General features: G+C 68.1%; 15 protein-coding genes. 8 read left to right on the forward strand and 7 right to left on the reverse strand.

Going from position 1 to position 19045, the window contains the following annotated elements:
- Positions 1–42: 42 nt before the first annotated feature.
- On the reverse strand, positions 43–978 hold the full coding sequence (locus VGP60_RS28310; protein WP_422653005.1) for a helix-turn-helix domain-containing protein: 936 nt from the start codon (positions 976–978) through the stop codon (positions 43–45).
- A gap of 219 nt (positions 979–1197) precedes the next feature.
- On the opposite strand from VGP60_RS28310, the gene VGP60_RS28315 reads away from it, so the two are divergent.
- Positions 1198–2106 carry an ABC transporter ATP-binding protein gene (locus VGP60_RS28315; RefSeq protein WP_327551167.1) on the forward strand — a complete coding sequence of 303 codons (909 nt, stop codon included), beginning with the start codon at positions 1198–1200 and terminating at the stop codon, positions 2104–2106.
- A complete protein-coding gene (locus VGP60_RS28320) occupies positions 2103–2948 on the forward strand; it encodes an ABC transporter permease (protein WP_327551168.1) in 846 nt (281 codons plus the stop codon). Before VGP60_RS28315 ends, VGP60_RS28320 begins: the two co-directional genes overlap by 4 nt.
- A 241-nt stretch (positions 2949–3189) precedes the next feature.
- On the opposite strand, the gene VGP60_RS28325 is transcribed toward VGP60_RS28320, so the two are convergent.
- On the reverse strand, positions 3190–3756 hold the full coding sequence (locus VGP60_RS28325; protein WP_327551169.1) for a DUF4232 domain-containing protein: 567 nt from the start codon (positions 3754–3756) through the stop codon (positions 3190–3192).
- A gap of 649 nt (positions 3757–4405) precedes the next feature.
- Here VGP60_RS28325 and VGP60_RS28330 point away from each other — a divergent pair.
- The 3 genes from VGP60_RS28330 to VGP60_RS28340 all read left to right on the forward strand — a co-directional run bounded on the left by VGP60_RS28330 (position 4406) and on the right by VGP60_RS28340 (position 10603).
- Complete coding sequence (locus VGP60_RS28330; protein ID WP_327551170.1) at positions 4406–7288, forward strand: MGH1-like glycoside hydrolase domain-containing protein; 2883 nt, start codon at positions 4406–4408, stop codon at positions 7286–7288.
- Between the two features lie 15 nt (positions 7289–7303).
- Positions 7304–9154, forward strand: a complete 1851-nt coding sequence (locus tag VGP60_RS28335; RefSeq protein WP_327551171.1) for a glycoside hydrolase family 76 protein — start codon at positions 7304–7306, stop codon at positions 9152–9154.
- Between the two features lie 234 nt (positions 9155–9388).
- Positions 9389–10603 (forward strand): helix-turn-helix domain-containing protein, encoded by a 1215-nt coding sequence (locus VGP60_RS28340; protein WP_327551172.1) that lies wholly within the window; start codon positions 9389–9391, stop codon positions 10601–10603.
- Here the strand turns inward: VGP60_RS28340 and VGP60_RS28345 are convergent.
- Positions 10509–11489 (reverse strand): hypothetical protein, encoded by a 981-nt coding sequence (locus VGP60_RS28345; protein ID WP_327551173.1) that lies wholly within the window; start codon positions 11487–11489, stop codon positions 10509–10511. The genes VGP60_RS28340 and VGP60_RS28345 overlap by 95 nt on opposite strands.
- A gap of 202 nt (positions 11490–11691) precedes the next feature.
- On the opposite strand from VGP60_RS28345, the gene VGP60_RS28350 reads away from it, so the two are divergent.
- Positions 11692–12765 carry a DUF3068 domain-containing protein gene (locus VGP60_RS28350; RefSeq protein ID WP_327551174.1) on the forward strand — a complete coding sequence of 358 codons (1074 nt, stop codon included), beginning with the start codon at positions 11692–11694 and terminating at the stop codon, positions 12763–12765.
- Here the strand turns inward: VGP60_RS28350 and VGP60_RS28355 are convergent.
- Entirely contained in the window at positions 12762–13463 is a 702-nt protein-coding gene (locus VGP60_RS28355; RefSeq protein WP_327551175.1) for a class I SAM-dependent methyltransferase, read from the reverse strand. The genes VGP60_RS28350 and VGP60_RS28355 overlap by 4 nt on opposite strands.
- A 174-nt stretch (positions 13464–13637) precedes the next feature.
- On the opposite strand from VGP60_RS28355, the gene VGP60_RS28360 reads away from it, so the two are divergent.
- Positions 13638–14804, forward strand: coding sequence for a glycosyltransferase family 4 protein (locus VGP60_RS28360; RefSeq protein WP_327551176.1), 1167 nt, complete (start codon positions 13638–13640; stop codon positions 14802–14804).
- Here the strand turns inward: VGP60_RS28360 and VGP60_RS28365 are convergent.
- Genes VGP60_RS28365 through VGP60_RS28375 form a run of 3 tightly spaced genes read right to left on the reverse strand, consistent with a single transcriptional unit; the run spans position 14721 to position 17737 of the window.
- Positions 14721–15833, reverse strand: a complete 1113-nt coding sequence (locus tag VGP60_RS28365) for a hypothetical protein (protein ID WP_327551177.1) — start codon at positions 15831–15833, stop codon at positions 14721–14723. The genes VGP60_RS28360 and VGP60_RS28365 overlap by 84 nt on opposite strands.
- Before the next feature lie 17 nt (positions 15834–15850).
- Complete coding sequence (locus VGP60_RS28370; RefSeq protein ID WP_327551178.1) at positions 15851–16027, reverse strand: hypothetical protein; 177 nt, start codon at positions 16025–16027, stop codon at positions 15851–15853.
- A gap of 15 nt (positions 16028–16042) precedes the next feature.
- On the reverse strand, positions 16043–17737 hold the full coding sequence (locus tag VGP60_RS28375) for a hypothetical protein (RefSeq protein ID WP_327551179.1): 1695 nt from the start codon (positions 17735–17737) through the stop codon (positions 16043–16045).
- Between the two features lie 67 nt (positions 17738–17804).
- On the opposite strand from VGP60_RS28375, the gene VGP60_RS28380 reads away from it, so the two are divergent.
- Complete coding sequence (locus VGP60_RS28380; RefSeq protein ID WP_327551180.1) at positions 17805–19028, forward strand: polysaccharide biosynthesis protein; 1224 nt, start codon at positions 17805–17807, stop codon at positions 19026–19028.
- Positions 19029–19045: the final 17 nt, after the last annotated feature.

Here is a 19045-nt window from a genome sequence, read left to right on the forward strand (position 1 = left end):
CTCCCGTCCGGGCCACGGACCAGGATTGCGGATGTCCGCGGCTTACACCACCCCCCTTACCGCTTCGCGTTGGGCGGCGGTGAGCCGATCAGGCTTGGCCGTCACGGTGTAGGCACCCGAATCCGTGAATGCGAGCGCGATCGGATCGGCGAAGTCGGGATGCTTTTCGACGTCGAGCAAAGCATTGGTGACACGCTCAAAAGGCCAGTCCAGTGCGACGGCCAGCTGCTCGGCCGTGCGGGGCGTGACGGCGTGCACGAGCGCGGCGAGCACGGTCAGCGCGTCACCGACGTCAGGGCCGCCGGACATGTCTTCGCTGAGCTGCGCGAAAAACCGGCTCATCTGGTCCAGCCGGGCGCCGGCGGGGGTGGCGGCGTCGAAGATGTCGGCTCCCTGCTTGGAGGTGTCGGCCAGCATCGCGTTGGTCCTGGCGCTCGTCAGCCAGGTCTGGAGCCAGACGTCGTCGTCGATGAAATATCGCTCGTGGCGCTGCCGGGGGTCGCGTTCGCGCTGGACCAGCTCCAGCCCTTCGAGGTAACCGATGGCTTTGGATATCGAGGCGGGGCTGACGCGCAGCAGCCCGACCAGTTCGGCGGCGGTCAACGAACCGGAATCGGTCGTGACCAGCGAGGCGAGCACCCTCGCCGCCATACGGGGCAGGCCGGTCCGGACCATCAGCATCGCGAACTGCTCGACGAAACCGCGCACCGCCGCGGGATCACGCCCATAATCCCCGGCGTCGGTGCCGGCGGGGGATTCCGGTGCCGGGGCGGGCTTTCGGCGGCGGGCGCGCCACTCGGTGGCCTGATGCGCGTGATCCGCGCGGTAGCCGCGAGGCCCGCCGTTGCGGGTGACCTCGCGGCTGATGGTCGACGTCGGCCTGCCGAGTTGTCTGGCGATCTCGGCGTACCCGGCTCCTTCGGCGAGGCCCGTGGCGATGCGCTCGCGGTCCTCGTTGGTCAGCCTGCCGCCCGGCATCCGGGCCCGCTTTCGGTCGTTGGTCGGTCCAGTGTGCATTCACCTTCATTCTATTGCAACGGTCGGTCTGGGGTCGTTGCGTTCAGCGTCATTGCCATTGCACTGGTTGTGTCTTTTTCAGTTATATCCACGAAAAGCTGGTGGTTGCGCGTTGAGCATATGGAAAACGCAACGTAGCGTTCACGTTCTACTGAAGGATTACCACGGGAAAGCGAGACGATGACGACGAGCGAGAAGGTCGTACTCGATGTCGACGGGCTGCGCATGCGATACGGCACGACGGACGTCCTGCACGGCGTGACGTTCCAAGCGCGCCACGGGGAGGTACTGGCGCTGCTGGGTCCGAACGGCGCGGGAAAGACCACCACGATCGAGATCCTCGAAGGGTTCAGGATGCGGTCTGCGGGCCGGGCCGAGGTGCTCGGCACGGATCCGGCGCACGGCGACGAACGATGGCGCGCGCGGCTCGGTGTCGTCCTGCAGTCCTGGCGCGACCACGGCAAGTGGCGCGTCCGGGAACTGCTGGCACAGCTGGGTTCCTACTACGCCTGCTACTCCACCGACCTGATCAAAAGGCCTTGGGACACCGATGAACTCATCGCGGCGGTCGGCCTGACCGAGCACGCGGACAAGAAGATCCGCATGCTCTCCGGCGGGCAGCGGCGCAGGCTCGATGTCGCGATCGGCATCGTGGGCCGCCCCGAACTGCTGTTCCTCGACGAGCCGACCACGGGGTTCGACCCGGCGGCCAGGCACGAATTCCACGAACTCGTGCACAAGCTCGCCCGCGAACACGAGACCACCATCCTGCTCACCACCCACGACCTGGCCGAAGCCGAGAAACTCGCCGACCGCATCCTGATCCTCAACAGCGGGCGAATCGTCGCGGACGGCACGGCCGACGAACTCGCGCAACGGATAGCGGGCGTGGACGAGGTCCGCTGGACCCGCGGCGGACAGTCGTTCACCGAGTCGACCACCGAGTCCACCGCGTTCGTCTTCGGCCTGTTCAACCGCTACGGCGAAACCATCGCCGATCTCGAAGTCCATCGATCCTCTTTGGAGGACACCTACCTCTCCCTAGTACACCGAGCCCTGGTACACCAAGCAGAAGAGGCCGCGCGATGAACCCGACCACGACGGCACTGCGCGCGGGCTGGTCCCGCGGCCTGATCGAACTACGGCAGTCGTTCACCAACGGCGCGGAGCTGTGGAGCCATTTCTTCTGGCCCGTGCTGATGCTGGTCGTCACGTTCTTCCTGCGGGACGTGACGTTCGGCCAGAGCGGGATCTCGCTCGGCACCCTGGCGCTGCCCAGCATTCTCGGCATGAACGCCTCGATGGCCATGGTCACCATGAGCCAGCAGCTCACCGCCGACCGCGAAGACGGGACGCTGCTGCGCGCGAAGGCGACGCCGAACGGCATGCTGGGCTACCTGACCGGCAAGATCGTCTCGGTGTCCGGCGGACTGGTCGCCGACCTCGCGATCCTGCTGATCCCCGGTGTCTTCCTCGTTTCCGGGCTCGCCTTCGGCCCCGGCTCCTGGCTGACGCTGATCTGGGTGCTGGCACTGGGCATGGTGGCCACCCTGCCCGTCGGCGCGGTGCTGGGCTCGGTGTTCACCAGCGCCCGCAGCCAGGGCCTGCTCACCCTGCCGATCCTCGGCGTGATCGCGATCTCCGGGATCTTCTACCCCATCACCTCGTTGCCGGGGTGGCTGCAAGGTGTCGGCCAGGTGTTCCCGATCTACTGGCTCGGCCTCGGCACGCGCTCGGCCCTGCTGCCCGGCAGCGCGGCCGGCGTCGAGATCGGCGAGTCCTGGCGGCACCTGGAAACCGTGGGCGTCCTCAGCGCCTGGGCCGTCGCCGGCCTGCTCCTCGCGCCGATCGTGCTACGCCGCATGGCCCGCCGGGAATCCGGCTCAACCGTCGCCGGACGCCGGGAAAGAGCCCTGCAACGCGTCGGCTGAGCCGCACCGAGACGCGCGGTATAGGGCGTTATACGCCCCCTTGGCAAGGTGGCCCGTGAGTGCCAGCCAGCCACGAGATGTCGACATCTCGCGGCGCGTTGGGGTCACGGCGCGGCGCACTTTCTCACGAAAGTGCCTCTCTCACAGAGTCCGCGCGACCCGCCAGCTGGAGTGAAAACTTTCCACCGCTCACGATGGCCCGCCAAGGCCCCACAAAGCTGTCGACACATCAGCTCCGGCGTCACTGCGCGATTTTCGCGGCCCAGGCCGTCACGTCGACCTCGCCGGTGGTGCCGAGATCGGTCTTCACTGTGAGGATCTGCGGCGCCTCACCTGGCACGGTGGTGACCGACAGCGCGGCCCCGGTGACCGTGTCGCCGTCCATGACCGTCGCCGACCACGAGACCACCGACAGGAGCTTTTCGCCGGTGACGAGGGTGACCTTCGCCGGCCCGGGATCCGTCGCCATGTAGGAGGAATCGTGATTGACGCGGACGTCCAGCGGTTGCCGCCACGGCCCCAGGACCCGGACATCCGGGTAACCGTTGATCTCCTGTGGCGCCTGCCCGCAATTCGCGAGTGTCAGCACGACAGCCCGGTGCCCGAGCGCGGCCTCGATGACGCCCGCGCCGTAGTGGATACCGGACGCCGGGCAGGTCGTCGGCTCCGGCGCCTCGGACGTCGGCTCCCAGACGGTCGGCATCGTGGTCGGCGGGGCCGAAACCGGCGGAGCGCCGACAGCTTGCCCGCACGCGCTCATCGAAACCAGCAACAGCACGGCGAACACCGAGTTTCTCACTTTCCCCATGCGGAAACCCTAGCGAAGATCGCTCCGGAGGCGGTCGCGGCACTCACTTGCGCGCTCGGCGCCTATTCCGATGTGGCCACGGAAGGAAACCCGCACGAATTCACGTCCCAGTTGTACTTCACCGAGGAACTCAAAGCAGAATATCCGACCACGGAACCCTACGCCGGCAAGGGCACCAACACCACCGTCGGCCGCCGACGTCACCATTGGACCAGACCTGTCCGACACCGAGGCAGGCGACGACGATTCACCCCGGCCCCTGCAAGAAAACCGTTAGCACTACTGCGACGAAGCCGTCGCGAGCCGGTTGCGGCCATTCCGGCCCCGGCCCCACCACAGTCCCGGGTCCCGTCCCACCGCGGCAGCGCCCAGGCATCCATTGACGGTCGACGTGGCGTCTATTAGACTTTTGCCAACGAGATATTGAAACGTTACAAATCCAACCTATTTTCCGAGAGAACCGTTGTCCATTTCCGGACAGGCGGGCGCCGACCATGGGCCTGGCCCGTGACCCACGAGATTTTTATCGCATTTCAATGACCACAACAATACCGGCATGACAATAAATGTCCACTTGCCGGGGAATTTCGCGACGACATTCCCCGGCGATTTCAGGACCCCGGCCTCACTCCAGCACTGGAGGTACTCCATGCGTGGGCCAACCGGCCGATCGGCCATCCTGGTAAGTGCTTTGCTCGTGCCGGCTCTCGCCAGTATTCCAGCGGTACCGTCCTTTTCGACCCAGGCAAGCCCAAGACCGCTGCCCGCCGAACTGGCGGCCGCGGCACCCCCGCCAGGCGCGATCGAGGCACTGAACCTCTCGCCGACGTCCCGCACCGTCCGGCCGACCGCCGTACAGGGCACCACCGGATCGGTCGCCAATCCGCAGAATGTGCTGTCCGGGCAGGCGACCCGCGTTTCCGGGACGAACTCGTCGATCACCCTGGACTTCGGCAAGGAGGTCAGCGGGATCGCCACGCTCTCGTTCGGCGCCACCAGCGGCGGGCAGCAGGCCGGGCTCGCGTTCTCGGAGTCCTCGCTGTACATCGGCCGGGCGAGTGACGCCAGCAGCGGTGGCAACCCCGACGGCGCGATCTACGGGGCCGCCCCCGCGAACGGCACGTACGTGATGCCGACGTCGAAACTGCGTGGCGGGTTCCGCTACCTGACGATCTTCACGAGTACCTCCGGCTGGGTGGATCTCACCGGGGTATCGCTGAACTTCACCGCCGCGCCCGGCAAGGCGAACCCCGCCGCCTACGCGAACTACTTCTATTCCAGCGACAACCTGCTCAACCGGATCTGGTACGCCGGCGCGTACACCGCCCAGACCAACATCATCGCGTCCAACCAGGGCAGGGCGTGGCCGCCACCGGCGTCCGAATGGGACAACAGCGCGGTCGTCGGGGTGGGCAACAGCGTGCTTGTCGACGGCGCGAAGCGCGACAGGACCGTCTGGCCGGGCGACCTCGGCATCGCTGTCCCGACGGCCTACGCCTCGATGAACGAACTGGAATCGACCCGCAACTCACTGTCCACAATGTTCAGTGTGCAGGCCTCGAACGGTGAGATCCCGTGGTCCGGCCCGCCGTTCAACCTCACGGGCTCGGATACCTATCACACGTGGACCCTGCTCGGCACCGCGCTGTACTACACCTACTCCGCCGACCGGGCCTGGCTCGACTCGATGTGGAACAACTACACGCGCGGCATGCAGTTCATCATCGCCAAGATCGACGGCAACAACCTGCTCAACGTGACCCGCACCCAGGACTGGGCGCGCAGCGGCCAGGGCGGCGAGAACATCCAGGCGAACGCGCTGCTCTACGCCGCGCTGACCGAGGGCGCCAATCTCGCGACCGCCAAGGGCGACGCGGGGCTGGCGGCCGGTTACGCCGGCCGGGCGGCCGCGCTGAAGACCGCCGCGAACGCACGCCTCTGGGACGCGAACGCGGGGATGTACCGCGACAATCCCACCAGCACCCTGTACCCGCAGGACGGCAACTCGCTCGCCGTCTGGTACGGACTGACGGACTCGCCGGCGAAGTCGACCAGTATCGTCGGGAGGCTCACCACCCGGTGGAACTCGTTCGGCGCCACAACACCCGAATGGGGTGGCGGCGTCCACCCGTTCACCGGCGGCATGGAGGTGCACGCGCACTTCACCGCCAACGACGATCTCACCGCCCTCGCGCAGATACGCCGCACTTGGGGCTACATGCTGGACAGCCCCATCGGTACCAAGAGCACCTTCTGGGAGGGCATCAGCTCAGATGGGGGACTTGCCTACGGCGGGTCGTTCATGAGCCTGGCGCACGGCTGGTCGAGCGGCCCGACTTCGGCACTGACCTTCCACGTACTCGGCACCGCGCCGGAAAGCCAGGTGGGCCAGTACCGATTCGTCCCGCACCCCGGCGACCTGACCAGCGCCGAGGGCCGCATCACCCTGCCGCAGGGACAGCTGAACGCGGCCTGGTCCCGCAATCCCGCGGCGGGCACCTACACCTCCCGGCTCACCAGCCCCGCCGGTACGACCGGGCGGATAGGCGTGCCGAAACTCGGTGGTACCAACGTTTCGGTCTCCGTCAACGGCGCGGTGGTGTGGAGCAACGGCACGTTCACCCCGCGTCCGGGGATCGGCGCGGGCTCCCAAGACGGCAACTACGTCTACCTCACCGGCGTGGCTACCGGCACCTATGATGTGACCGCGTCCGGACTCGGCAACCCCACGGCACCGCCGCTCCCCACCACCGGACTCCCGGCCGGATACACCCAGTGCGCCGGGGAAGCGGGCCAGTGTTCCTTCAGCGGCACCCGAAACGTGGCATACGGCGCTGGTAACTACACCTTCACCAACGCGACCTCGGCGACCGCCTGCACGAACGACGCGTTCGGGATCGATCCGGCCGCGAACCTCGTCAAGGCCTGCTACGTCGCTCCGCTCGGCGGTCCAGCCGGGTACACGGCGTGCGCGACGGAGACCCAAACCTGCCCGGTCCCCGGGTACGGGCGGACCATCGCCTACGGCATGAACGGCGCATTCGTCTATCGGATGGTCAAGGCCGGCACGCTTTGCTCGAACGCGGTGTTCGGCGATCCGATCGGCAATGTCGCGAAATCCTGTTATCTCGCGCCGGCCGGAGCGCCCGCCGGGGGCTGGAGCCAGTGTGCCGGCGAGGGCGGCAGTTGCCCGGCCGCCGCCGGCCAGCCGGTCGCCTATGGCGCGTTCGGCGCGTTCAACTACGTCACCGCGTCCGGAAATCTCACGTGCTCGAACGCCACGTTCAACGGCGACCCGGTACCCGGCGAGTCCAAAGCCTGCTATACCAGGGAAGGCAGTCCTCCCGGCTACTCCACCTCGTGCGCCGGCGAAGGCGCCACTTGCGGGTTCACCGGACGGCGCACGGTGGCTTACGGCGCCCGCGGGGCGTACGTCTACCGGTCGTTCACGGGCGGGGCGGCGTGCACGACCGCGGCGTTCGGCAGCGATCCGGTGAGCGGTGTTCCGAAATCCTGCTACCTGACCCCGTAGACGAAGGAGCCAGACATGTCGCCACCACGCCGCACCCGTCCCTTGCTCGCCTCCGCCGTGATTTCCCTTGTGCTGGTGACAGTTCCCGCGCAGTCACCAGCCGCCGCGGCACCGGTCATCCTTGCCGACGCGGTGTGCGTGCTGTCCTGCGACGCGCTCGATCCTTCGCAAGCCAAGCAGGAAACGTTCCCGGTGCCGGAAAAACAGGTCAACGGCAGACGGGTGGTGCTGCACGTGTCCGATGTGGACGGTATGGCGTGGGGCAGTATCGACGGCGGTATCACCGGGGACGCGGTCTGGCTCGACCGCTCGTGGGACGGCGGCGCGACCTGGGACGGACTGCTGGGCAAGGCGAGCATCCCCGGTACCTGGACGGGCACGAGAACGTTGATGTACAACGTGACCGACCCCGGTCACCACCGGCGCGGCCTGATCCGCGCCTGTGGTGACGGCGCCGGGATCACCTGCACGGACTGGATCTACCCCACGGTATGCGATGTCACCTGTGATCGAACCGATGCGGGGCAAGCCAACGGTGACACCCGGCCGGTACCGTCCACCACGTTGTACGGCCGCACCATCAGCCTGCACGTCGATCAGAATTCGATGGGCTGGGCGAGCATCGAGGCCGGTGGACAGGGCGATGAAGTCTGGCTCGACCGCTCGTGGGACGCCGGTGCCGGCTGGCCCGGTGGTTCGTCACTCGGCCGGACAGCGGTGGCCGGCGGCGCGAACACGACCCGGACAGCGATGTTCGCCACGCGCGATCCTCGCGGCCGCCACTACGGCGGCGCCCTTCGCGCCTGTGGCAGGGAAGCGGCCCATCCGGAGGGCAGTTGCACGGCGTGGGCGCGACCGGCTCCGGCACGAGCGCAGGCTGCCGCCGACGCGCTGCTGTACTCCTACGATCCCTCCCCCGCCTGGTGGCCGAGCAGCTGGTGGAACTCGGCGGTGACGCTCACCGCGGTGATCGACTACGCGGCGAGCAGCGGAAACCGGCAGTACGACTGGATAATCGCACGCACCTTCGAGACGAATCGCGGCCAGTTCGCCGCCGGACAACGCGGTAGCGACCCGATCGAGGGCAATTTCATCAGCCGGTCCATCGACGACAGCGCGTGGTGGGGACTGGCCTGGATAGCCGCCTACGACCACACCGGCGACGCGCGCTACCTGAGCATGGCGACCACGATCGCCGGGTACCTGCATCAGTTCTGGGACACGGGCACGTGCGGCGGCGGTGTCTGGTGGGATCGGGAACGCACCTACAAGAACGCCGTCACCAGCGGACTGTACCTGCGGCTGGCCGCGTCCGTGCATCGGCGCACCCCCGGTGATTCGGTCTGGCTGCAGCGAGCCCGGACAGCCGCGGATTGGTACCTGACCAGCGGACTGATCAACTCCGCCGGCCTGGTCAACGACGGCCTGACCGGCGACTGCCGCAACAATGGGCAAACAGTCTGGAGCTACAACCAGGGCCTGGGAATCGGCGGCATGGTCGAGGTGTGGCGCGCGACCGGCGACACCCGCCTGCTCGACGCCGCCAAGCGACTGGCCGATTCCGCGATCACCGGCACCGTGCTCACCCGCAACGGGGTGCTCACCGAGTCCTGCGATATCGGCCAGAACCCGTGCGACGACAACCAGAAACAGTTCAAGGGCATCTTCAGCCGGTTCCTCGCCGATCTCGCCAAAGCCACCGGATCGGCTACTTACCAGAGCTTCGCGCAACAACAATCGAACTCGATCTGGGCCACCGACCGGGACTCACTCAACCGGCTCGGCCAGCGATGGGCAGGCGGCAGCCCCAACCAACAGGACTGGCGCACCCAATCCAGCGCCCTGGACGCCCTTACCCGGGGCTGACCCGACTCGAGGCCTCGCCATCTGTCGACAGGTGGCGATCTCTTAAAAACTAAGAGGTCGCCATCTGTCGACAGATGGTTTCCCGGCTGCGCAGCCCTGCCACTGCTGCATTCGGCTCATCTCCTTACACCATTGCCGCCGGTGACATCGTGGTCATGTTGCGATTCGGTGGTCCACTGTGGATCAGCCGCGCCGCGCGTATGCCACCGGGCGACGGCGAGTTACAGTCACCTGATGGGCGCCCCCACAGTTGCTTCCCCAGTGCCGCGGGAGCAGCGCGAGCTCGTCAGGGCGATGCTCGCGAGATTACCCGAATTCAGTGACCGGCTGGCGAAACTGCTCACCGAGGAAGAGGAGTTCTACCGCCGGGTGGACAACGTCGCGCCGGAAGAACTGCGGCGTGTGTGCCGGGCCAACCTGGAACGCGCGCTGAACTCGTTCATCGAAGGCCGGGGCCTGGCACTGGACGCGGCGCGGAAGACGGGGCTCGCCCAGGCACGGCAGGGAATCCCGCTGTCGGCGGGGTTACGGGCGTTCCGGATCGGCGGGACCTTCGTCTACGAAACCCTGCTCGGGCAGGCAGGACCGGTGGTGATCACCTCCGCGCAGACGGTCGAGCTCAGCTCCTGTGTGTGGAAGACGATCGACCTGTACTCCGACGCGCTGGCCAACGCCTACAACGAGGTCGCGCGGGAAACCTCGCAGGAGAACGGCCGCGCGCGGCTCCACCTGCTCGACAGCCTGTTGCAGGGACGGCTCTCGAACCAGCTCGAACTCGAGGACGCCGTCCGCGCGCTCGGTTTGCCGACAGCGGGCACCTTCGTCGTCGTGGCGGTGGAAAATGTCACCCGTGGCGGGGAATCCGACGGGCGTGACAGCGTCGAAACCCTGTTGCTGGCCAGGCGCTGGCGCTCGGTATGGCGTCCGGGCGGCGACGGCGAGACCGGCATCGTGGTGGTCGACCGCACCGAGGACGTGCACCGCCTGCGCGAAGTACTGGGATCGAAGTCGCTGGCCGCCGGGATGAGCAGGCCCTTCACCGCGCTCACGGAGATCCCCGGCGCGACACAGCGGGCGCGGGTCGCGCGCCGGACGCTGTCGCCGGGGAGCACCGGCGTCATCGTGTTCGGCGATTCGCCGGTGACCACTTTGGTCGCCAGCGCGCCGGCGATGGGCCGCGATGTCGTGCGGTCCGTGCTGTCCGGGGTACTCCAGCTTGCCCAGGCCGAGCGCAAGGTCCTGCTGGACACGCTGTTCGCCTGGTTCGCCGGGCACGGCTCGGCGAAGGAGACCGCGGACCGGTTGTTCGTGCATCCCAACACCGTCCGCTACCGCCTCCGCCGCGTGCAGGACCTCACCAAGCGCGATCTGACCGATCCGGCCGATATCGGCGAACTCTACGTCGCGCTGGAATCGGTGCGGCTCGAAGCGGAGCCTGGCACGAACTGAGCGCGGCACGCACCGGCCGGACGAGATCGGCGTCGACGAGCCGGGCGAGGCCGATCAGCTCGCGTTCGAGCCCCGGCCGGGCGGTGAACCGCACCGCCAGCGCACGATCGTCCCGGTTCGTACCGACCGGGACGATCAGCGCCGATTCGGTCCACTGTGGACTTTCTTCGGGCACGGACACGAGGACGTCCGGCCGGCGTTGCCACGACCGTCCCGCGTCGAGGTCCCGAATGAGGTGACCGTGCAACGACAACAGCGCGGCGACATCGGCCACAGCGTCGCGGAACTCGATGTCCGCAATGGAATCCGAGTGCGCGCCGATGTCCAGCGAGCCCACCAGCGAAGGGGAAACCTCGCTCTCGATGATCGGCAGGAACAGCACCAGGTCCTCCACCGCGCGGGTGAGGAGGCCCGGCCCGTGCGCGGGCCGCAGAGCCGGTACAACGCCGTCAGCGGACGACGTGTCCCGCACGAAGGCGGCCGACACCGCGCCGGCGACGAGCAGCCGGACACCGTCCTCCCCCGCCGCGGAGTCGACGACGACAACGCCCGCCGCTTCGGCCGCCGCGACCACCCCGGCGCGCCCGGGCAGATCGGCCGCGAACGCCACCGGAAGTCCACCGAGCGGGCCGGCTTCGCCCGCCGCCCTTCGGTTGTCCGCCCGGCGCGCCGCTTCGAACAGCCCGCCCGCCGGCGTCGCACTGGCCGGGCCGATGCGGCCGGCACAGGCGCTGATCAGGTCGGCCGCGGTCGATTCACCGGTCAGCAGCAGTTTCAGTTGCTCGGTCGCCGAGCGGTCACACAAGTCCTGCGGCACGTCGTCGGGCCTCTCGCGGGGAACACAGCGGGCGGCGCCGCCGGCGGATGGTGAAGATGGTGGGCTCATCCGCGTTGTCCCCGGGAACAATCATCTTTGGCTCACTGGACCGAATGGCGGTCCGCGTGCCTCCTTCCGGCCCCATTTCCTGGGTGTGACCCTGAGTTACACCTTTGACGTGGCCGGGCGATCGGGCCAGTATCTTGCGACCGGGTTACCGCCGGGTAATTTTCGCGATCTCCGGACCCCGGTCTCACCTCAGGAGGACCCGTTGCGCCGTGTTTTCAGCCTGATCTTGCTCGGTCTGGGGGTTTTCGCGGTCGCCGTCGCCGTGATGCTGCCGACGTACGTGTACTCCTCCCTCGCGAAGGTGCCGCTCGATCAGAACTCGACGACCGTGCTGGAAGGCGTCGCTTCGAAAGCATTGGTGGTCACTGACACCGGAGCCGGGCCGGAAGCCGAGATCCGCGAGAACATCGACCTCACCGCGACCGCGAAGGTGCAGTCGAACTTCTCCCGCGCGGAGATGAAAGAGGGGTCCGACGTCGCCGTCTGGCTGCTCGCGGTCCAGCTCACCGACAACAAGGACGACGCGATCATCACCGCGAGCAAACGGCAGGTGTGCTTCGACCGCCGCACCTCGGAGGGCTACGAGCCACCCGGGGGCGATGCCGAGCCGAAATGCCAGCCCAGCAGTACTTTCACCACGAAACTCGACGACAAGCCGCCAGCCAAGGCCGGCGACAAGCCGCAGGAGATCACCGTCGAGGGCACCCAGCCCGGCCTGAACTTCAAGTTCCCGTTCGGGGTCGAGAAGCGCGACTACGACATGTACGACGACAGCCTCGGCAAGGCCTTCCCGACGAAGTACAGCGGCACCGAGGACCTGAACGGCGTCGAGATGTACAAGTTCGTCGAGAACGTGCCCGACACCCAGATCTCGACGCAGGCGGTGCCAGGTTCCCTGGTCGGAAGCACCGAATCCGCCATCCAGGCGGCCAGGTTCTACCGGGCCATCGTCACCACCTGGGTCGAACCGGTCACCGGCGTCATGGTCAAGCAGCAGCAGGAACAGCACCAGGAACTGCGGGTCCCCGGCAACGCCACCGGCACGGTCGTGTTCGACGGGATCCTGACCTTCAACGCGAAGTCCGTGGCGCAGAACCTCGATCAGGCCAACGCGAACAAGGGCAAGCTGGCGTTCATGTCCACCACCGCGCCGATCGCCTTCGGGGTGGCCGGTGGCGTGCTGATCCTGCTCGGCGGTTTCCTGCTCCTGCGCCGGGGGAAGACCGACGAAGCTCCCCCGGCCCACCGTCCGGTCCGGACCCACGCGACCACTTAGGACTGGCGTTTACGCAGCACCATGACGAGATTCCACGAAGCGATTTCCCGTACTCCGGGAATCCGCGCGATCCACAGTGCCCAGCGCGGGTGATAACGCGGAAAAGCGCACCGCAGTTCTGCTTGATCGCTGTTCTTCGCCCAGCGGAGGGCGGCACCGGCGGACAAGGGAAACAGGCTCACGCCGAATTTGTTCTTCGGCTCTTTTCCCTTGTTCCGCAGATACCGCCTGCGGGCGTAATCACCGCCGAGGAAATGCCACGGCGCGGTCTCGTGTCCACCCCACGGCGAATACCAGGGCGTGAAGGACGCGAAGACCGTGCCGCCCGGCTTCGTCACGCGGCACATCTCGTCGAGCATCACCCACGGCTCACTGACGTGCTCGAGGACGTTCGACGAGTAGCAGACGTCCACCGATCCGGTCCGTACCGGGAGTTTCGTGCCGCTGGCGCGCACCATGTTCTCTCCCGGGGCACCGCGGGCGGAGAGCTCGCCGACGTCCGGGTCGACACCGAGGTAGTACGCACCCGCGCCGCGGAAGGCGTCGGAGAAATACCCCGGGCCACCGCCGACGTCGAGTACGGTCCGGCCGTTCAGCGGAGTGTGTACCAGCAATTGCCGTACCGAATCCTCGGCCAATGCCTGATAGAAGCCGTCGGGGTCGGCCTGCTCGGTGAGAAACGTCCTGAACAGCGTCACCGACCTACGTAGCGTAGCTCGATGAGGCGAATGAACGGTATGGAATCGGCTGTCCGTCATCGAACCATCGCTTTCCGGCTGTATCTTTTTACGGCTGTATCTTTTTGAAATGGATTCGCCTACTGTGTACGCACCGGTAACTTAGCACCACCGCACCAGGTTTGGAGAACGCCGATGAGCCGATCACGCGACTCGCGTCCGCGTGTTCTGCTCGTCAACTGGCGAGACACCGGGCATCCCGAAGGCGGTGGCTCGGAGCGGTACGTCGAGCGGATGGCCGAAAGCCTCGCCGCGTATGGCTACCGGGTCGAAATCCAGTGCGCGGCATATCCCGGCGCGAACCCGGGCGAGTGGCGTGACGGCGTGCGTTATCGCCGGCGTGGCAACAAGTTCGGCGTCTACCTCCACGCGCTGCGGGCCATCAAGGCGGCCCGCGCGAATCTGGTCGTCGACGTCCAGAACGGCATGCCGTTCTTCGCCAAGCTGGTCGCCGGCTGCCCGGTTCTCGTCCTCGTCCACCATGTCCACCGCGAACAGTGGATCAGCGCGCTCGGCGAGACTGTGGGACGGCTCGGCTGGTGGATCGAGTCCCGGCTCGCGCCCTGGCTCTTCCGGAACTGCCGCTACGTCACCGTTTCCGAAGTCACCAAGGGCGAACTGGCGGACCTCGGCATCGACCGGTCCCGCGTCGACGTGGTCCCCAACGGACTGGACGCGCCGCCGCCGTGCGGCGCCCAGCGAAGCGACCGGCCCACCCTGGTCGCGGTGAGCAGACTGGTACCGCACAAGCGGATCGAGCACGCCATCGACGTCGTCGCGGCCCTCGCGGAGCGCTGGCCCGCCCTGCGGCTGGAGATCGTCGGCCACGGGCCCTGGGACACCGTGCTGCGGCGGCACGCCGAAGCCCGAGGTGTCGCCGATAGGGTGACTCTGCACGGCTGGCTCGACGAACAGGGAAAACACGAAGTCCTCGCGCGCTCGTGGCTGCATCTGTGCCCTTCGGTCAAAGAGGGCTGGGGCATCGTGATCATGGAAGCCGCCTCGCACGGGGTGCCTTCGGTGGCCTATCGCGCGGCGGGCGGCGTCGCCGAATCCATTGTGGACGGCCGGACCGGACTGCTGGCCGACGACTTCGGCGATTTCACCACCCGGGTCGAAGAATTACTGACCGATCACGCGCGCCGCGCGCGGATGGGACTCGCCGGGATGTCCAGGGCGAGTGGCTACAGCTGGGACCAGAGCGCCGAGATGTTCGAGTCACTGGTGCGCGACGTCGCCGGGCTGACCGCTCCCCGGCCGCGAATCCTCACCGCGCACCGTGTTCACGAGCTCGTCGACTAGCTCGGCCGCCGCCGCGGTGCCGAAGTCCTTGCGCCGCGCGCGAATGGTGAAGGTGCTCGTCTCCCCGACGGTCACGACACCGAAAGCCACCCCGGACCGGCCACTGGCGGCCGGATAGAACGCGATGGATCGCACGGCGTCGCCCGCCGACACGACACCGAGGTTCGACACGAGGAAGGTCGAGCCGAGCCTGCCCGCGAGCGCACGGGTGACGAGCCGCGCGATTTTGCTGCTCCGCGCCGGGAAATCCGGTTCCGGGTTCGTCTCGGCAAGGAGCGCGCGCACGTCGTCGGCGCTCGGATCCCGCTTCAGCCGCAACCGGAAGAACGCGCTGTCGTGCTCCGGCAGCGGTGCGGCGCCACTGCGGCAGGACGCTCCGACCGCGGCCACCATCCGGGTGGCTTTCCTGCCGTGGACGGTGTTCCAGCGTTCGCTGACCCTCGTGGCGGCCGCGACGAAAGCCGCCGCCCCGAGCCGGGTCCGTGTCTCGTGCCTGGCGGCGAAGACGTCACCGACGCGATCCGTAGCAGGAGCAGGGGCGATGCGGGCCGGAGGGGCGAAAACCGCCTCACCGAGGCGTCTGACCGCGGAGGCCACAAAAGACCGGTCCGCGGTTCGCGCGCCGATTCCCTTGGCACCGGAGGAAATCGGGACGTCCACCGCGATGCCGAGCACCGCCAGCAGCCCGAGGCCGTCGAGCGCGCCGTGATGCGCCGCGACGACGATCACCGGCTCGTCCGCGCAGATCGCGACCCGGAGCAGCGGCTCGCCCCGAAGGTAGGGCGCCGCCGCGAAACGCTCGCGGACCACGGGTAGATCGGCGGCGACGATCGGCTCGATCCGGGGCTGCGCACCGAGATGCGGGTAGGCCTCCGTCGCGGCACGCAGCCGTTCACGCACGCTCAGCGGATCCAAAGAGGACAGCAGCCGTGCTTCGAGGATGATGCTCCAGGACACGGTGGGGTCGCCGTAGAGACCGACCACGGTCTGCGCCCGATCCGAGGCATGCAGACAATCCTGGGCACGCATCGGGCGCGGCTGCGCCGTCAGCGGTTGCCGTAAACGGTGTTCGGGTTGCTCTGGGGGTTGACCTGCGCTTCGATCTTGCTCTTCAACTCGGGCGAGGCGTCCGGATCGGACACGTTCACCAAGGTGAGAGATCCGCCCGCGGCCAGCGCAAGCCCGACAAGAACGGCCGCGACCCCGCCGATGAGCTTGCCCACGGTTACTCCTTTGTCTCACTTGACAGTTCTGGCCGACCTGCCCGGGATCAATCTACTAATCGGTAACCCGCACCACAACAGTGCGGCCATGATCGATATCAAGGCTAGGCCGTTTGCCGCATACACCGCGATTTCCCGCCCCGCCGCGACATCGATGGCATCGGGTTCACCCGGGGTGCGGTAGAGCGTGAGCCAGTGGCCCGACCAGATCGGCCGGGCACCGACGAGCAGCCGCGCGTCGACGATTCCCGGCGTCCCGTGCTCGACGAGGACCCAGCCGATCCCCGACGCGGTGAGGGCCCCCGCGGAGGTCGCACGCCGGACGTCTTCGAGCCTAGAGTCCTCGCCGGCGATCTCTTCCGCACCGATGCGCAGCGTGTCGTCGATCAGCACCGTCTTCGGCAGCATTCGCGGTGCGGGATCGAGCTGGGTCCGGTTGTCGTTCCAGTCGAACCTGCGGAACGTCGACAGCGGAAGCGTCAGCACGTCACCGGGACGCTCGTCGGCGGCCAGGATGTCGTGCACGGCCTGCCAATCCGCCGGGTAGCGGACGGCTTCGAGCCTGCCCCAGCCGCCCCAGGCGAGGTCCGGCAGGACGAGCATCGGGAAGGCCGCCGCGGCGACGACGACCGCCCTGCGCGCCTGAGGAGTGCGCAGCCACCTGGCCGCGGTTTCGGCGGTGAGCGCGAAGCCCATCGCGACCGGAAGTGCCCACCACGCGACCCATTTCTGGGCGTCCCGCAGCAATCCCGCGCCCGGCACGTGCGCCATCGCCCAGGTGAGCAACGGCTCGCCGAGCGGCAGCGTGGCCAGTGAAGCGAGCAGGATCCCGCACACCCCGAGCAGTACCAACGATCTCGCCGGTGCCGTGCCCCATCGCCGGGCGAGAACACGGAAGCCCGGTATCGCGAGGCCCACCGTCACCAGGATCAGCACGGGCGCCAGCGGGCCGCTCCGGCTGCCAGGCACGACGTCGCCGTTCCAGATGCCGCCGAGGCCGGCGACGCTCAGTATCGCGGGGCCCCAGCTTTCGGACCGGGCGCTGAACGCGGCCACGCCCGCGGGGTCGGACAACGAGCCGCCGGGATGCACCAGGGTCGCGAGCAGCCACGGCAGGTTGACGACGACGCCGGCCCCGAGCGCGAGCCACGCGCGACGTGGTCCGGCGGCGGCGATCGCCGCGACGGCCGCGAGTACTCCCCCCGGAGGGGTGAGCGCGGCGGGCGCGCAGGCGAGCAGCAGACGCGCCGGCGCCTTGGGCTCGCTCGCGCGCAGGGCCAAACCCGAGCGCACGATCCACGGCAGGCACGCGTAGGTGAGCAGCAGCGGCCAGTGGCCGATGAAGAGCCGTTCCGCAACGTAAGCCGTCCATGCGTAGGCGGTCGCGGCGACGATCCGGGTGCCGAGGCTCTCGGTCGGCACCAGACGTCCGGCTCCATAGGCGGCGAAGAAGATCGACAAAGCCAGCACGAGCTTCTGCACGATGTCACCGGGCAGCACGGCCGTCGTGAGGGCGACGACGGCGTCGGCGGGCACGGAACGCGGAAGCGACGAGCCGAGCCCGAACGCGTCGGGCACGAGGGACTGGCGCGGCGCGAACACCATGTCGTAGCTCAGGACGAAACCACGGCCGAGCAAGGGCGCGAGCACGACGAGGGCGAGCGCGGCGGAAACCGCGGGCAGGGCGAGCTTGCGCGGCATAACGCCCATCAGCCCTCCCCTTCCGGCTCCGGTACGGATACAGTCGCCCGATTACTCACCGGTAATCGGAGCTGAAGTGACAGTAGAGGTGGCGACGGCCAGGCGCACGCGTGTCGCCGCGATCCTCGTGTCGCTCGCACTCGCGGGCAACAACGCCGCGAGCTACCTCCTGAGCCTCGTCGCCGCCCGTGTCCTCGTGCCGGGCGCGTTCGGGGAGCTGAGCTCGCTACTGGCGGTGCTGGTCGTCGGCGTCGTGCCCGCGATGGGCCTGCAGACCTTGGTGGCACTGCGGGTCGCCAGGGGGAAGGCCGCGTCGCCCGGTCAGCTGATGGCACTGGGCCTGACCACCAGCGCCATCGTCACCGCCGCCGGCCTGCTCGCGGCGCCGTTGCTGGTGCTCCTGCTGCATCTCGACAGCGTCGCGCCGGCCCTGTGGCTGGCCGCCACCCTCGCGCCGCTGACGCTGCTGGGCGTCTTCCACGGCATGGTGCAGGGCGCCGGCCGGTTCGCGGTCCTTTCCGGACTCCTCGCGCTGGAGGGTGTCGCGAAAGTCGGCGGCTCCCTGCTCGGCCTGGTCCTCGCCCGCGACGCGACCGGCGCCCTGGCAGGCTCCGCGCTGGGCGCGTTCGTGGTCGTCATCGCCGGATGGCTGATCTGTGGCAGGCCACTCGCCGAGCGCACCGGCAAGCGCAGCACCCGCGAAATCGTGCACACCACCCAAGCGATGCTCGCCCTGGTGCTATTGGTGAACTTGGACCTCGTCCTGGCGCGCCACACACTCCCGGCGACCGAGGCGGGTGAGTACGCCCTTGGCGCGATCATCACGAAAATCGCCTACTGGCTCCCCCAAGCCGTCGGTGTGCTCGTGCTCCCACGCTTCGCCGACCCCGCCGACCGACGCCGCGTCCTCCCCTTCGCCCTGGCCATCTGCGCCGCCCTGGACGCGCTGGTGCTCGGTGTGGCGCTGATCTTCGGCCCGGCCCTGCTGCCGTTCATCGGCGGCCAGGCCTATGCCGGAACCACCATGCCGATCTGGCCCTTCGCCCTCACCGGCTCGTTGCTGGCGATGGTGCAGATCCTGCTCTTCTCCCGCCTCGCCGCCAACGACCGCCGTGTAACCGCCCTGATGTGGGCCGCGGTGGTGGTGGAAACCGTCCTGGTGACCACCTGGCTACACGCCTCCGCCACGCAAGTCGTCACCGTCACCGCCTGCACCGTCGGCGCCCTGGCCCTGACCGGCGCCCTACTCGAACTCCACACCCGCCGAGCCAATCCCCAGTCACCCCAAACCAAGACCTGAATGACCGCGTCACCCCA

Origin of the sequence: Amycolatopsis sp. (assembly GCF_036008905.1) — a bacterium.
In the GTDB taxonomy this organism is placed as follows: domain Bacteria; phylum Actinomycetota; class Actinomycetes; order Mycobacteriales; family Pseudonocardiaceae; genus Amycolatopsis.

Bases quoted from the DNA above. Each gene is read 5' to 3' on its own strand.
- VGP60_RS28310 (WP_422653005.1), bottom strand. From the start codon at position 978: ATGCCGGGCGGCAGGCTGACCAACGAGGACCGCGAGCGCATCGCCACG.
- VGP60_RS28315 (WP_327551167.1), top strand. From the start codon at position 1,198: ATGACGACGAGCGAGAAGGTCGTACTCGATGTCGACGGGCTGCGCATG.
- VGP60_RS28320 (WP_327551168.1), top strand. From the start codon at position 2,103: ATGAACCCGACCACGACGGCACTGCGCGCGGGCTGGTCCCGCGGCCTG.
- VGP60_RS28325 (WP_327551169.1), bottom strand. From the start codon at position 3,756: ATGGGGAAAGTGAGAAACTCGGTGTTCGCCGTGCTGTTGCTGGTTTCG.
- VGP60_RS28330 (WP_327551170.1), top strand. From the start codon at position 4,406: ATGCGTGGGCCAACCGGCCGATCGGCCATCCTGGTAAGTGCTTTGCTC.
- VGP60_RS28335 (WP_327551171.1), top strand. From the start codon at position 7,304: ATGTCGCCACCACGCCGCACCCGTCCCTTGCTCGCCTCCGCCGTGATT.
- VGP60_RS28340 (WP_327551172.1), top strand. From the start codon at position 9,389: ATGGGCGCCCCCACAGTTGCTTCCCCAGTGCCGCGGGAGCAGCGCGAG.
- VGP60_RS28345 (WP_327551173.1), bottom strand. From the start codon at position 11,489: ATGAGCCCACCATCTTCACCATCCGCCGGCGGCGCCGCCCGCTGTGTT.
- VGP60_RS28360 (WP_327551176.1), top strand. From the start codon at position 13,638: ATGAGCCGATCACGCGACTCGCGTCCGCGTGTTCTGCTCGTCAACTGG.
- VGP60_RS28365 (WP_327551177.1), bottom strand. From the start codon at position 15,833: ATGCGTGCCCAGGATTGTCTGCATGCCTCGGATCGGGCGCAGACCGTG.
- VGP60_RS28375 (WP_327551179.1), bottom strand. From the start codon at position 17,737: ATGGGCGTTATGCCGCGCAAGCTCGCCCTGCCCGCGGTTTCCGCCGCG.